Raw genomic sequence first — 14,043 nt, forward strand, 5'->3', positions numbered from 1 at the left:
GCGAGCGCGCGGGCGATCGCCTCGCCGGCCGCGTCGAGTGCCGCCGGACGGTCGCGGTGGGCGCCGCCGGTGGCTTCCGGGACGATCGCGTCGATGATGCCGAGCCGCAGCAGATCCTGCGCGGTGATCTTCATGGCGGTCGCGGCATCGTGCGCGCGGCCCTGGTCGCGCCACAGGATCGAGGCGGCGCCCTCCGGCGAGATGACGCTGTAGATGGCGTGTTCCAGCATCAGCACCGTGTTGGCGGTGGCGATCGCGATGGCGCCGCCCGAGCCGCCCTCGCCGATGACGATGGCGACGTTCGGCACGCCGAGCGCGAGGCAGGCTTCCGTGGAGCGGGCGATGGCTTCGGCCTGGCCGCGCTCCTCGGCCTCGATGCCGGGGAAGGCGCCGGCGGTGTCGACGAAGGCGAGGACCGGCAGGCCGAAGCGGTCGGCGGTCTCCATCAGCCGCACCGCCTTGCGGTAGCCCTCGGGCCGGGCCATGCCGAAATTGTGCCGCAGCCGCGCCTCGGTGGTCGCGCCCTTCTCCTGGCCGATCACGCAGACCGGGCGGCCGCGGAAGCGCCCGAAGCCGCCGAGGATCGCCTCGTCCTCGCCGAAGCTGCGATCGCCGGCCAGCGGCGTGAATTCCTCGATGAGGCCGGCACAGTAATCGACGAAATGTGGTCGCTGCGGGTGACGGGCGACCTGCGTCTTCTGCCAGGGGGTGAGGGCGGCGTAGATCTCGGCGAGCGCCTGCGCGGCCTTCGCCTCCAGGCGCCCGACCTCCTCGCTGATCGAGACGGCGCCGTCGCGCTGGCCCAGCGCCTTGAGTTCCTCGAGCTTCGCCTCGAGTTCCGCGACGGGCTTCTCGAAGTCGAGATAGGAGCGCATCACCGCCATCGATCGTGGGTCCAGAACCTCGTGGAGCGGTGCGCGGGTCATCCGGTCGCCGCAGGCCGGGCGGTGTTGGGGAAGTGAGCGGGCGGAGTCAACCGGACAGGCGTAACGCAACCGTCACGGCAAAGCCTTCGAGGCGTCATCCGGCCGGGGCAGGTTCGCGGCCGAGCTTGAACGCGAGTCGCCGGTGAACAGCAATCTCTACCCCTCCGGTGAGACCTCGGTGCTGGTGCTGCAGGGCGGGGGCGCCCTGGGCTCCTATCAGGCCGGCGTCTACGAGGCTCTTGCCGAGGGCGGTATCGGGATCGATTGGGTCGCCGGGATCTCGATCGGCGCCATCAACGCCGCGCTGATCGCCGGAAACCCGCCCGAGCGCCGGGTCGAGCGCCTGCGCAGCTTCTGGAACCAGGTGACGTCCGGCGTGACCGGATCGTCCTGGATCCCCGGGGATCAGGCCCGGACCGCCTTCAACGAGTTCTCCGCCAACTGGGCCGCGGCCTTCGGCGTGCCGGGCTTCTTCACGCCGCGCTCGCCCCCGGCGGCGTTCTACCCGGCGGGCGCCCGCGAGGCGTTGAGCCTCTACGACACCGCCGCGCTGAAGGGCACGCTGGAGCGGCACGTCGATTTCGACCTCCTCAACCACGGTCCGGTCCGCTTCAGCGTCGGCGCGGTCAACGTGCGGACCGGCAACTTCGTCTATTTCGACAACCGCCGCGACCAGATCGTCCCGGAGCACGTCATGGCCTCCGGCGCCCTGCCGCCGGGCTTCCCGCCCGTCGAGATCGACGGCGAATTCTACTGGGACGGCGGCCTCGTCTCGAACACGCCGCTCGACTACGTCCTCGACACCGAGCGCCAGCGCGACCTGATGATCTTCCAGGTCGATCTCTTCGCCGCCTCCGGGCCGATGCCGCGCACCCTGATCGAGGCGGCGGAGCGCGAGAAGGACATCCGCTATTCGAGCCGGACGCGGCTCAACACCGACAAGAACGTCGAGATCCGCCGCGCCAAGATCGCCCTGCGCAACCTGATGCACCGACTGCCGCCGGACCTCGCCGACGACGAGAACGTCAGCTTCCTGCGCCGGATGGCGCACGAGAACTTCCTGACGGTGATGCAGCTCGTGCACCGCCGCAAGAGCTACGAGGGCAACTCGAAGGATTACGAGTTCTCCCGGATGACGATGCTGGAGCACTGGGCCGCCGGCCGCCACGACGTGCGGCGCTCGCTGCGTCACCGCGCCTGGCTCGAACGCACGCATACGGATGCGGGCGTGGCCGTCTTCGACCTGACCCGCGACGCCCGCGACTGAGGCGGCCTCCGCCCGAGTGCACTTGGCGACGGCCCGCGAGACTTCACCCAGGGGAGTGCGAGACCATGACGCGCGACGACATCCTCCAGGCCACGTCGATGCCGCCGTTCAGCCCGAGCTACCCGCGCGGGCCCTACCGCTTCGTGCGCCGCGAATACCTGATCATCACCTACGAGACCGACCCGGTTGCCCTGCGCCGGGCGCTTCCCGAGCCGCTCGAGCCGCATCCGGACAATCTCGTGTTCTACGAATGGATGAAGATGCCGGATTCCTCCGGCTTCGGCGATTACCAGGAGAGCGGCACGGGGGCGCTCGCCACCTATCGCGGCGAGCCCTGCAACTTCTCGATCCAGATGTATCTCGACGACGAGCCGCCGATCACCGCCGGCCGCGAGATCTGGGGCTTTCCCAAGAAGTGGGGCCAGCCGCGGCTCGAACTGCGCAAGGACACCCTGACCGGCACGCTCTATTACGACGAGGAGCGGGTCGCGATGGGCACCATGACCTACAAGCACAAGAGCCTGAACGGCGACCTTCCGCGGGTGAAGGAAGGCCTGGCCAAGCTCAACGTCAATCTCAAGCTGATCCCGGACGTCGACGGCGGCCCCAAGATCGCGCAGCTCGTCGGCTACCGGCTCGAGGACATCACCGTCCACGGTGCCTGGGACGGCGAGGGCCGGCTCGACCTCATCCCGCACGTCAATTGCCGCGTCGCGGATTTGCCGGTGCGCCGCATCGTCGGGGCGCGGCACATGATCGTCGACTTCACGCTGCCCTTCGGGCAAGTCCTGCACGACTACCTCGCCTGACCGCAGGCACCATCAGGAGGACCGACCATGACCCTGAAAGGCAGGAGCGCCGTCGTCACCGGCTCCACCAGCGGCATCGGGCTCGCCATCGCCCGCGCCTTCGCGCGGGAGGGGGCGGACGTCGTCCTCAACGGTTTCGGCAAGCCCGACGAGATCGAGGCGACGCGCACGACGATCGAGGCGGAGTTCGGCGTCCGCGCGGTCTATTCCCCCGCCGACCTCACGAAGCCCGACGCGATCGCCGGCCTGATCGCCCTCTCGACCGACAGCTTCGGCGGCGTCGATATCCTCGTGAACAATGCGGGCGTGCAGTTCGTCTCGCCGATCGAGGAATTCCCGGTCGAGAAGTGGGACCAGATCATCGCGCTCAACCTGTCCTCAGCCTTCCACACCCTGCGCGCGGCCGTGCCGCACATGAAGGCGAAGGGCTGGGGCCGGGTCATCAACACGGCCTCGGCGCACTCGATGGTCGCCTCGCCCTTCAAGTCGGCCTACGTCGCGGCCAAGCACGGCATCGTCGGCCTCACCAAGACGGCGGCGCTCGAACTCGCCACCCACGGTATCACCGTGAACTGCATCTCGCCGGGCTACGTCTGGACGCCGCTGGTCGAGAGCCAGATCCCGGACACGATGAAGGCGCGCGGACTGACCAAGGAGCAGGTGATCGAGAACGTCCTGCTCGCGGCGCAGCCGACCAAGGAGTTCGTGACCGTCGATCAGGTGGCGGCGCTCGCCGTGTTCCTCTGCTCGGACGGCGCCAGCCAGATCACCGGCGCCAACCTCGCCATGGATGGCGGCTGGACGGCGCAGTAGCGCCGCCCGAATGCGGAGCGCGGCCGATGCCGCGCTCCCGTGCCCGCTCAGCGGCGCGAATGCAGCAGCAGGGCGAGGCCGTAGCCGACCGCCCCGGCGATCAGCAGGGCGAGGAACGGGTTCTCGCCGACCTGGGTCTCGACCCGCTCGCGCCCGTCGCGCAGATAGGTGCCGCCGTGGCGGCTGACGCGGCCGTAGGCATCCTCGGCGTAGTCACTGACGTCGTCGGCGATGTCGCGCACGGCGTCCTTCGCCTGACCGTAGATGCGCTGTGCCCGGCCCTCGGCCTCCCGATAACGGCCCTCCATCGAATCCCGGTCCGAGCCGAGCGCATCGCCCACCGCGCCCTGCGCCCGGCCGCCGAAATCCTTCGCGGCACCGACGACGCGATCCGTGTCAACCATGGCGGAACTCCTGTTCTTCCCTCGCCCGCCCCTTGCGAGTTTCGGACGGGCGTCGGTCAGGAGAACGTGCGAGGACAGGATCGGTCCCGCGCCGCAGCGAAAAAGCGGGGCGCTTTGTCCCGGACGAATCGCCGACGAGTGCCGTATCCGACCTGATTGCTGCACGTCGGCGCCTCCGGGTCGGCGTTTTGACGAGCAGTCTCTCGACGAATCGGCGATCACTTCGTCGGCATGCGCTCTAGCCCGCCTCGGCCAGCACCACCGCCCGCGGCGGCGGCAGGTTCGAGCGCAATTCGCGGCTGACCGCCGAGGAGGTCGCGACGGTGCCGAGATTGACGTAGGTCTCGTGGTTCTTCTCGATCGCCGACAGGTCGTAGAGGTAGTTCACCATCAGCCCGTAGGACTGCTTCAGGCCCTTCTTCGAGGTGTCGCCGAGGAAGTTCATCCGCTCCAGCCGGGCGCCGTTGCCGAGATGGAAGCGGGCGACCGGATCGAGGGGGCGGCCCTTCTCGTTCTTGGCGCGCAGGAAGTAGGCCGCCGCCGCCGGCAGCATCGCCCGCCGCACGGCCTCGCAGGTCGCCTTGTCGCCGCGCCAATCCTCGGTGTCGAGCAGTCGCAGCGTCTCGACATCCTCCCGGGTCAGCCCCTGCGGCGCGTCGGCGCCGCGCTCGCGGTCGAGCCAGGTGCGGAAGCCGGGAACCGGCGAGAGGGTGACGAAGGTCTTCAGCGAGGGGATCTCGCGGGCGAGATCCTCGACCACCTGCTTGATGAGGAAGTTGCCGAAGGTGACCCCGGCCAACCCCTTCTGGCAATTCGAGATCGAGTAGAAGATCGCGGTCGTGGCACTGCGCGCCGGCACCGGCTCGCGCCCGTCGGCCAGGATCGGCTGGATCGCCGGAGCGATGGCGTTGGAGAGCGCCACCTCGACGAAGATCAGCGGCTCGTCGAGCAGGGCCGGATGGAAGAAGGCGAAGCAGCGCCGGTCCGTCGGTTCGATGCGGCGGCGCAGCTCGTCCCAATCGGCGATCTCGTGGACCGCCTCGTAGCGGATGATCTTTTCCAGGATGTGGGCCGGCGTCGACCAGTCGATGGGGCGCAGCACCAGGAAGCCCCGGTTGAACCACGAGGCGAACAGGTGCTCGAAATCGCTGTCGAGGCTCGCCGCGGCGTCGACCGTCTCCGGTGCGGCGCCCCGCTCCTTCAAGCGCTTGCGCAGGGCAAACAGATCCTCGCGCATGCGCACGAGCGCCAGGGTGCCGCCACGGGCGAGGTTGAGGCGTCGGATCAGTTCCTGCGAGCGGGGCTCGGCGGCCTCGTGCAGCAGGCCGAGGCGCGCCCGCGTCGGCTCGGCCCGGTAGGCGGCGATGGCCGCATCGACCGCGGCGTGGTCGGCGCCGAATTCGGTCGCGACGAGTTCGAGGAAGGCGAGCCGCTCGTCCAGCGGGAAGGCGGCGTAGCGATCGAGGATCAGCCGGGCCAGCGCCACCCCGGAGGCTTCGCCTCGACGGGAGATCAGGTCCTCGCACAGACGGGCGAGATCGGCCGGGTTGGCCGTCCGCGCCAGGTCGGTGCGCGTCAGGCCGATGAGATCGCGGCCCCGGTCGCTGATGGTCTGGATGAGATCACCGAGGAACGAGATCGCCGCCATGACCGAACAAGCCCTTGGATCTGCCGAGCCGACCCGTGCAGGCTCGGCTGTTGCCGGAACCTAGGGCTTACGCCCCGTCGGCGCCAGACGTGCGGGACATGGCAACCGTGCTTCGAACCTTGCCGATGATGCGATCCCGGGCGGCGTCGCGGGACGCCGCGAACCGCGTCGGTCGGCCGGAGCCGACCCCGTGCCTCAGAGCTCCGCCTCCGCCTGCGGTGCGAGATCCACCGTATCGGCCCGCTCCCGCCAATCCGTCACGCCGCGCGAGCGGGCGAAGCGGATCTCCGCGGCCCTCAGGGCGCGCTCCGGATCGCGGGCGCGGGCGATCTCCACGAAGCCGACCGTGAAGGGCACTCCCAGGATCTGCTTCGCGAAATGGACGCGGTAGTTCGGCATACACGACTCCTTATGTTGAAGCGGTTGCCAGGCGCTCGCAGAAGATGTGCGCCATCTCGCACCCATCCGCAACTGCCAGCCCTTCCAAGCCGCTGCAAAGGCTGTGCCTTTCTCCGTACGACCCATCATATAGGTGTGGCGGCGGAGGTATGCTACCGCCGGGAACCTGAACGGAAACGGACACTCTGCCGCGCGGCAGTCGCAGAGCTCTCGGGGCTCCGGGGGCTGGCATTCTGGCCGCCGCCTGCCGTAAGGGGCGGTCCATGCCGCCTGCTTCAAATCGCGACGCGAGCGATTCGCGCGCCATCCCGCCCACGACCCGGTTCGGGCTCACCCTAATCGCGGGCGGTGCGGTCGCCAACATCTACTACAATCAGCCGCTGCTGGCGGTTCTGGTCGCCGAGTTGAGCGAGCGGGCGGCGCTGCTCGTGCCGACCGCCAGCCTCGTCGGCTACGGACTCGGCATCCTGTTCCTCGTGCCGCTGGGCGATGCGCTGCCGCGGCGCGACCTCATCGTGTGGCAGCTGCTCGGGCTCGCCGTCGCGCTGGTCGCCGCGGCGCTCAGCCCGAACCTCGCCGTGCTCGCGGCGGCGAGCCTCGTCATCGGCGTGCTCGCCTGCGCCGCGCAGCAGGCGGTGCCCTTCGCCGCCGAACTGGCGCCCGATGCGAGCCGGGGGCGGATCGTCGGCGGGGTGATGACGGGCCTGCTCTCTGGCATCCTGCTCGCCCGCACCGCGAGCGGATTCGTCGGCGCGCAGTTCGGCTGGCGCGCGGTGTTCTTCGCCGCCGCCGGCCTGGCCATCGCCATGGCGGGGGTGGCGCTCCGAACCCTGCCGCGCAGCGCGCCGACGCGGCGCCTGCGCTACCGCGCGCTGATGACCTCGCTGCTGCATCTCGTGCGCAGCCAACCGATCCTGCGGAACGCCAGCCTGTCGCAGGCGCTGCTGTTCGCGAGCTTCAACGCCTTCTGGGCGACGCTGGCCCTCCTCGTCGAGGCCCCGCCCTTCGATCTGACGGCGGCGGGGGCAGGCCTGTTCGGCGTCATCGGCGTCGCGGGGGCGCTGATCGCCCCGCATTCCGGCCGCTACAGCGACCGGCGCGGCGCCCGGCCGGTGGTGATCACCGGCAGCGTCCTCGTCGCGGCGGCCTTCGCGGTGCTGGCGCTCGCCGGACAGGTGTCGCTGGTCGCCATCGCCGCGGGCGTCCTTCTCCTTGATATCGGCATCAACGGCGCGCTGATCGCCAACCAGACCCGCGCCTACGCCCTCGCGCCGGGCGCGCGTGGGCGCATCAACACCGTGCTGTTCACCGCCGTCTTCATCGGCGGGGCGGCCGGCGCTTTCCTCGGCTCGCGCGCCTTCCTGCTCGCGGGCTGGCCCGGCGTCTGCGCCGTCGGCGGCGCCTTCGCCCTCGCCGCGCTCGCCGTGTCCTGGCTCGGCGGCAGGCCCCGGCCTACCTGAGCACCCGCGAGAGGCGGCACCACGCCGCCTTGTCGGGGGGCAGGCCGAAGCGCAGCCGCTCCGGCGCCTCCGCGAAGCGCCGCACGTAGATTCCGGCCGCGCCGAGTGCGCGGAACAATCCGGGTCCGTCCGGGAAATCCGCCGTGCGAAAAAGAGCCGTCCCGCCGACGATCCGTCCGCCGGCCCGCCCGATCATCCGGTCGAGGCGGGCCGCGTCCCGCGCCCGCGCTTCGGCGGCCTCGCGGCGCCACGCGGCGTCCGGCAGCGCCGCAAGGCCGGCGGCGATGGCCGGACCCGAGACGGCCCAGGGGCCGAGCGCGGTCTCGATGCGCCGCGCCAGGGCCGGCTCGGCGAGCGCGAAGCCGAGCCTGAGGCCGGCGAGTCCGTAGGTCTTGCCGAAGGAGCGCAGGATCACGAGGCCGGGCCGAGGTTGCGCGGCTTCCACGGGCTCGAGGTCGGCGAAGGCCTGATCGAGCACGACGAGGCCGCCATCGGCCGCGCGCGTCAGCGCGGCGGCCGTGAAGACGCGCCCGTCGGGATTGTTGGGGCTCACCGCGACCAGAACCTCGGCGCCTCCGGCCTCGGCCGGGTCGTCCACCATCCGTACCGTGTGGCCGGAGCGCGCCCAGGCGGCGGCGTGCTCGGCATAGGTCGGCCCGACCACCGCCACGTGGGCGGGCGGCACCAGCCGCGGCAGGGTCTCGATCAGGATCTGCGTGCCGGGTGCGGCGACGACGTGGTCCGGCCCCGGCGCGCCGTAGGCCGCCGATGCCGCGGTTTTGAGCCGGGCGAGGTCGCCGGGGGAGGGCAGGCGGTGCAGGGCACTGGCTATGAGCGGCGGCAGCGGATAGGGCACCGGGTTGATGCCGGTCGAGAGGTCGAGCCACGGCTCGGGCGCGTCCGGAAACAGCCGGCGGGCCGCGTCGAGATCGCCGCCATGGAGAATCCCGCCATGCGCGATCGCGTCACTCGAACCGCTCCCCGGCACCCCGTCTCCGTCCATTCCGCCCCGCACCCACGATGCCCTGGACTGCCCTGACCCATCCGCCCGACACCCTCGGCATCCTGGCGCTCGCCCTGCTGATCGAGGCCGTGGCGGGCTATCCCGACCGCCTCTACAGGGCGCTCGGCCACCCTGTCACCTGGATCGGCCGGCTGATCGGGGCGCTGGAGCGCGGGCTGAACCGCGGCAGCGCCGCCGCGCGCCGGCTCGGCGGCGTCCTGGCGCTCGCACTCCTGCTCGCAGCCACCGCCGCCGTCACGCTCGCCCTGACCGGCCTCGCCGCGCTCGCTGGCCACGGGACCGGCCTGCTGCTCCTCGCCGTCGTCGCCGCGAGCCTGCCGGCGCAGCGCAGCCTCTTCATCCACGTCCGGCGCGTCTCCGCCGCCCTGCGCACCGAGGGGCTTCCCGGTGGCCGCGCCGCCGTCTCGATGATCGTCGGGCGCAACCCCGACAGCCTCGACGAGGCGGCGGTGTGCCGGGCGGCGATCGAGAGCCTTGCGGAAAACTTTTCCGACGGCATCGTCGCGCCGGCCTTCTGGATCGGTGCCGGCGGCCTCACCGGCGGCGCGCTCTACAAGGCGATCAACACCGCCGACAGCATGGTCGGCCACCGCACCCCCCGTTACGAGGCGTTCGGCTGGGCCTCCGCCCGGCTCGACGACCTCGTCAACCTGCCGGCCTCGCGGCTCACCGCCCTGCTGCTGGTAGTGTCCGCCGCCTTGAGCCGGGACGTCTCCGCCTCGGGCGCGTGGCGGGCGATCCGCCGCGATGCAGGGCTCCACCGTTCGCCGAACGCCGGCTGGCCGGAGGCGGCGATGGCGGGCGCCCTGAGCCTGAGGCTCGCCGGTCCGCGCATCTACGGCGCCACCCGCGTCGAGGATGCCTGGATGGGCGACGGACGGGCGGAGGCCGGCCCCGACGACATCGTGCGCGCGCTGAAGCTTTACCGGACAGCCTGCGCGCTGCTGTTCACCCTAGTCGCCTCCGGTGCGGGCCTCTGGCTCGTCTTCGGCCAGTAGCGGCGTCAGCGCAGGCGCAGCAGCCCGTCGCAGTCGAGATGTGTCTCCAGATGGTCGGCGAAGCGGTCGAGCGCCTCTTCGATGCCGGCCTCGTAGCGGTTGAGGCCCGGCGCGGCGCCGAGCCGGGCGAGCCAGGCGGCGCGCTGGCGGTCGTCGGCGAACAGGCCGTGGACGTAGGTGCCGGCGACGAGACCGTCGCGCGAGACCGCCCCGTCGGCCCGGCCGTCGGAAAAGTGCAGCAGCGGCCGGGCGGTGTCCGGCCCGGTCGTGTCGCCGACATGCATCTCGTAGCCGGAGAACGGCGCGCCATCCGCGCGCGTCGTGCCGGTGACCGCGACGAGACGCTTCTCGCCTGTCATCACCGTCTCGACGTCAAGCAGACCGAGACCCGGCAGGTCGCGGGGGGCGCCCTCGATGCCCAGCGGGTCGGCGATGGAGCGCCCGAGCATCTGGTAGCCGCCGCACAGGCCCAGCACCCGCCGGCCGCGGCGCAGATGCGCGCGGATATCGATGTCCCACCCCTGCGCGCGGAGACAGTCGAGGTCGTCGATCGTGGTCTTCGAGCCCGGCAGGACGATGAGGTCCGCCTCCGCCGGGATCGGCGCACCCGGCGGCACGAAGACGACGCGCAGGCCGGGCTCCTGCCGCAGCGGGTCGAGGTCGTCGAAATTGGCGATGTGGGGAAATTGCAGGACTGCGATCAGCGGCCCGGCGCCGTCGCGGCGGATCGGCGGGGCATCGAGCGCCACCGCGTCCTCCGGCGGCAGGCGGGCGGCATCGGCAAAGAACGGCACGAGGCCGAACGGCGACCAGCCCGTGCGCCCGGCGATCAGGGCCATGCCGTCGGAAAACAGCGTCGGGTCGCCGCGGAAGCGGTTGACGATGAAGCCGCGGATCATCGCCGCGTCGTCGGGATCCAGCACCACCTGCGTGCCGACGAGGCTGGCGATGACGCCGCCCCGGTCGATGTCGCCGACGAGCACCACCGGCGTCCCCGTGGCCCGGGCAAAGCCCATATTGGCGATGTCGCCCCGGCGCAGGTTCACCTCCGCCGGCGAGCCCGCGCCCTCCACGAGCACGATGTCGGCCTCCGCGCGCAGCCGCTCGAAGCTGTCGAGCACGGATTCCATCAGGCGCGGCTTCCACGATTGATACTCGCGCGCCTTGGCGGTGCCGATCATGCGGCCCTGCACCACCACCTGCGCGCCGACCTCGCTCTGGGGCTTGAGCAGCACCGGGTTCATGTGGACGGAGGGCGCGACCCGCGCGGCGCGGGCCTGGAGCGCCTGGGCGCGGCCGATCTCGCCGCCGTCGGCGGTGACGGCGGCGTTGTTCGACATGTTCTGCGGCTTGAACGGGCGCACCGTCAGGCCGCGCCGGGTGAAGGCGCGGGCAAGCCCCGCCACCAGAAGCGACTTGCCGACATCGGACCCGGTCCCCTGGAGCATCAGGGCGCGGGTCATGGACGGTTCCTCGTTTCGGGCGCGGGCATGTCCCTGCCATGGCATCGGCACCGGGCCGCGTCGAGCCGGATCTATACCGGGCCGCTTCGATCGAGGCCGGTCTTCAGCCAGCGGATTGCGCCCGCGGCGTCGGGGACGGCGGGGACGTCCGGTAGGGCAGGGCGGGCGACGATGACCACGGGCACGCCCAGCGCCCGCGCCGCCTCGATCTTCGGATAGGTCGCCGCGCCGCCGGAATTCTTGGTCACCAGCACCTCGATCCCGGCCTCGCGCATGAAGCGGGTCTCGTCCGCGAGCGTGAAGGGGCCGCGAGCACTGACGGTCACGAGGTTCGGCACCGGCAGCGCGTCGCCGACCGGCTCGATGGTGCGCACCAGGTAGGCGTGCTGCGGCGCGCGGGCGAAGGCGGACAGCTCCTGCCGGCCGATGGTGAGAAAGACCCTTCGCGGCGCGGGCCCGAGCGCGTCGAGGCAGGCCGGAACGCTGTCGGTCTCGGTCCAGTCGTCGCCGGGCTGCCGCTCCCAAGCCGGACGGCGCACAGCGAGCAGCGGCACGCCGCCGGCCCGGCAGGCCGCGGCCGCATTGGCCGAGATTCGCGCGGCGAAGGGATGGGTCGCGTCGATCACCGCCTCGATGCCGTTCCCGGCGAGCCAGTGCGCCAGCCCGTCCGCGCCGCCGAACCCGCCGACGCGCACCGGCACCGGCTCGGGCCGCGGCGCGGCCGTGCGGCCGGCCAGCGAGAGGGTCACCGAGACATCCGTTTCTCGGGCCAGCAGGGCGGCGAGGGCGCTCGCCTCGGTCGTGCCGCCGAGAATCAGGACGCGGGTCGCATTCGGCTTGGGATGGGGCGCGGGCGGACCCTGGTCGGCGGCTCCAGACATTCGTACAATCCGTCTCGCCCGCGATCGGCCCGGCACGGTTCCGGGCAAGGTTTTCGACGTGAGACCCTTCTGCCGCGATTGCCTGACGATGCAAGCCGAGGGCGCCTTGCGCTGCCGCGGCTGCGGCTCGCCGCGCCTGCTCGCCCACCCCGCCCGCGACGCGCTGAGCATCGCCCACGTCGATTGCGACGCCTTCTACGCGGCGATCGAGAAGCGCGACGACCCCTCCCTGCGGGACAAGCCGCTCATCATCGGCGGGGGCCGGCGCGGCGTCGTCTCCACCGCCTGCTACCTCGCGCGGATCTCCGGTGTGCGCTCGGCGATGCCGATGTTCGAGGCGCTCAAGCGCTGCCCCGACGCCACCGTGCTGCGGCCCGACATGGAGAAGTACGCCCGCGTCGGACGCGAGGTGCGGGCGATGATGCTGGCGCTGACCCCGCTGGTCGAGCCGGTCTCCATCGACGAGGCCTTCCTCGACCTGTCCGGCACCGAGCGTCTCCACGGCACCAGCCCGGCCCTGACGCTCGCCCGCTTCGCCGCGCGGGTCGAGGCGGAGGTCGGCATCACCGTCTCGGTGGGCCTCTCGGCCAACAAGTTCCTGGCCAAGATCGCCTCCGACCTCGACAAGCCCCGCGGCTTCTCGATCATCGCCGGCGAGGAGGCCGCTGCCTTCCTCGCCGACAAGCCGGTCGGCATCCTGCCGGGCATCGGCGAGAGCGCCCGCAACCGTCTGGCCGGCCTCAACATCCATCGCGTCGGGGATATCGGGCGGGCCGATCCGGCGCGGCTGCAGGCGGCGCTCGGCCGGGACGCCCTGCGCCTCCTCGCCCTCGCCGCCGGGCGGGACGGGCGGCCGGTCCGTCCCACCCGCGAGGCCAAGAGCGTCTCGGCCGAGACGACCTTCTCGACCGACCTCGCCCGGTTCGAGGATCTGCGGCCGATCCTGTGGCGGCTGTGCGAGAAGGTCTCGGGGCGGCTGAAGCGGGCGGAACTCGCCGCCGGCAGCGTCACGCTGAAGCTGAAGGACGCGCGCTTCCGGCTGCGCACCCGCACCCGCGGCGGCCTCAAGCCGACGCAGCTCGCCGACCGCCTCTTCCACGAGGGCGAGCCGATGCTGCGCGCCGCCTGCGACGGCACGCCGTTCCGCCTGATCGGCATCGGCGGCGGCGACCTCTGCGGCGCGATCCACGCCGACCGGGGCGACCTCGCCGACCAGGGGATCGAGCGCGTCGCGCGGCGGGAGGCGGCGCTCGACCGGGTGCGGGAAAAGTTCGGCAGTGCCGCGATCCAGCGCGGTCTCGTCTTCACCGGCGAGCCGGAGCGGCGTCGGGCGGAGCCGGCCAAACCTGGGGCTTGAGGCCCGCCGCCTCAGACCGGCTCCCGGCGGTCCTCCGGCCCGGGGGCGGTCTCCTCGCCGTCGCGGCGGATCACGCTGATGCTGCCGTCGCCCTCCAGCGAGGCGAGCCGGACGAGGGCCGGGTCGTCGATTCCCTGCAGGCGAAGCTGGCTCATGAGTTCCGCGTGGGTGATCATCTCGCGGCGCATGTTCCGCCAGCAGATGCGGCCGTCGGCGACGAGGGGGAGCCGCTTCGGCGTGATGAAGCGTTCGAAGGCGGGAAAGCGGAAGGCGAGCCGGTCGATGCCGTAATTCCACCCGACGATCGTCAGCACCAGCAGGATGCCCTCCGTCAGCGACTTGTACTCGTTGGAGAAGGCGTTCTGCGAGACGTCGGCGATGAGCACGATGACGAGCAGGTCGGCGAGGCTCACCGCGCCGGCCTGGCGCTGCATGACGAAGCGCATGATGAGGAAGAGCGCGAGGTACATCACCGTGCCGCGCAGGGCGATCTCCACGAGGGAGTGCTCCGGTACGAACAGCGCTCGCCAGTCGGGCATCCGGTCCTCCGCCGCGATCGGTCGTTTCAATCGGGAACGCGTCGCGGCCCTGCGC

General features: G+C 71.7%; 14 protein-coding genes. 6 read left to right on the forward strand and 8 right to left on the reverse strand.

The genetic code is table 11. The features are described from left to right. A partial coding sequence (locus MFF42_RS21090) for an acetyl-CoA carboxylase carboxyltransferase subunit alpha (protein ID WP_238257513.1) occupies positions 1–875 on the reverse strand: 875 nt, incomplete at its 3' end. A gap of 193 nt (positions 876–1,068) precedes the next feature. On the opposite strand from MFF42_RS21090, the gene MFF42_RS21095 reads away from it, so the two are divergent. The 3 genes from MFF42_RS21095 (at position 1,069) to MFF42_RS21105 (ending at position 3,815) form a co-directional block, all read left to right on the forward strand. Continuing rightward, positions 1,069–2,193, forward strand: a complete 1,125-nt coding sequence (locus tag MFF42_RS21095; RefSeq protein WP_238257497.1) for a patatin-like phospholipase family protein — start codon at positions 1,069–1,071, stop codon at positions 2,191–2,193. 65 nt (positions 2,194–2,258) lie between these two features. Beyond that, complete coding sequence (locus tag MFF42_RS21100; RefSeq protein WP_238257498.1) at positions 2,259–3,002, forward strand: acetoacetate decarboxylase; 744 nt, start codon at positions 2,259–2,261, stop codon at positions 3,000–3,002. 27 nt (positions 3,003–3,029) lie between these two features. Next, positions 3,030–3,815, forward strand: coding sequence for a 3-hydroxybutyrate dehydrogenase (locus MFF42_RS21105; protein ID WP_238257499.1), 786 nt, complete (start codon positions 3,030–3,032; stop codon positions 3,813–3,815). A gap of 47 nt (positions 3,816–3,862) precedes the next feature. On the opposite strand, the gene MFF42_RS21110 is transcribed toward MFF42_RS21105, so the two are convergent. The 3 genes from MFF42_RS21110 to MFF42_RS21120 form a co-directional block, all read right to left on the reverse strand. After that, positions 3,863–4,219, reverse strand: a complete 357-nt coding sequence (locus MFF42_RS21110; protein WP_238257500.1) for a CsbD family protein — start codon at positions 4,217–4,219, stop codon at positions 3,863–3,865. Between the two features lie 238 nt (positions 4,220–4,457). Further along, positions 4,458–5,867 (reverse strand): malonyl-CoA decarboxylase, encoded by a 1,410-nt coding sequence (locus tag MFF42_RS21115; protein ID WP_238257501.1) that lies wholly within the window; start codon positions 5,865–5,867, stop codon positions 4,458–4,460. Positions 5,868–6,062: 195 nt separating this feature from the next. Then, positions 6,063–6,266, reverse strand: coding sequence for a hypothetical protein (locus MFF42_RS21120; protein ID WP_238257502.1), 204 nt, complete (start codon positions 6,264–6,266; stop codon positions 6,063–6,065). A 263-nt stretch (positions 6,267–6,529) separates the two neighbouring features. Here MFF42_RS21120 and MFF42_RS21125 point away from each other — a divergent pair, with 263 nt between their 5' ends. Continuing rightward, positions 6,530–7,726, forward strand: coding sequence for an MFS transporter (locus MFF42_RS21125; protein ID WP_238257503.1), 1,197 nt, complete (start codon positions 6,530–6,532; stop codon positions 7,724–7,726). Here MFF42_RS21125 and cobD read toward each other — a convergent pair. Next, positions 7,719–8,729: a threonine-phosphate decarboxylase CobD gene (cobD, locus tag MFF42_RS21130; RefSeq protein WP_238257504.1), complete on the reverse strand. Its 1,011-nt coding sequence runs from the start codon at positions 8,727–8,729 to the stop codon at positions 7,719–7,721. The two genes, MFF42_RS21125 and cobD, sit on opposite strands and share 8 nt — an antisense overlap. Before the next feature lie 17 nt (positions 8,730–8,746). Between cobD and cbiB the strand changes: the two genes are divergently transcribed. Further along, positions 8,747–9,748 (forward strand): adenosylcobinamide-phosphate synthase CbiB, encoded by a 1,002-nt coding sequence (gene cbiB / locus MFF42_RS21135; RefSeq protein WP_238257505.1) that lies wholly within the window; start codon positions 8,747–8,749, stop codon positions 9,746–9,748. A gap of 5 nt (positions 9,749–9,753) precedes the next feature. Here cbiB and MFF42_RS21140 read toward each other — a convergent pair whose 3' ends face one another. Both MFF42_RS21140 and MFF42_RS21145 read right to left on the reverse strand, forming a co-directional pair. Beyond that, on the reverse strand, positions 9,754–11,211 hold the full coding sequence (locus tag MFF42_RS21140; protein ID WP_238257506.1) for a cobyric acid synthase: 1,458 nt from the start codon (positions 11,209–11,211) through the stop codon (positions 9,754–9,756). Positions 11,212–11,282: 71 nt separating this feature from the next. After that, positions 11,283–12,092 (reverse strand): cobalt-precorrin-6A reductase, encoded by an 810-nt coding sequence (locus MFF42_RS21145; protein ID WP_238257508.1) that lies wholly within the window; start codon positions 12,090–12,092, stop codon positions 11,283–11,285. 58 nt (positions 12,093–12,150) lie between these two features. Here MFF42_RS21145 and MFF42_RS21150 point away from each other — a divergent pair, with 58 nt between their 5' ends. Beyond that, the gene (locus tag MFF42_RS21150) at positions 12,151–13,449 is read left to right on the forward strand and encodes a DNA polymerase IV (protein WP_283206907.1); all 1,299 of its coding nucleotides are present in this window, start codon (positions 12,151–12,153) and stop codon (positions 13,447–13,449) included. An 11-nt stretch (positions 13,450–13,460) separates the two neighbouring features. Here the strand turns inward: MFF42_RS21150 and MFF42_RS21155 are convergent, their stop codons facing one another. Then, positions 13,461–13,988, reverse strand: a complete 528-nt coding sequence (locus tag MFF42_RS21155; protein WP_238257511.1) for a DUF421 domain-containing protein — start codon at positions 13,986–13,988, stop codon at positions 13,461–13,463. Positions 13,989–14,043: the final 55 nt, after the last annotated feature.

This window comes from Methylorubrum podarium (assembly GCF_022179745.1).
In the GTDB taxonomy this organism is placed as follows: domain Bacteria; phylum Pseudomonadota; class Alphaproteobacteria; order Rhizobiales; family Beijerinckiaceae; genus Methylobacterium; species Methylobacterium podarium.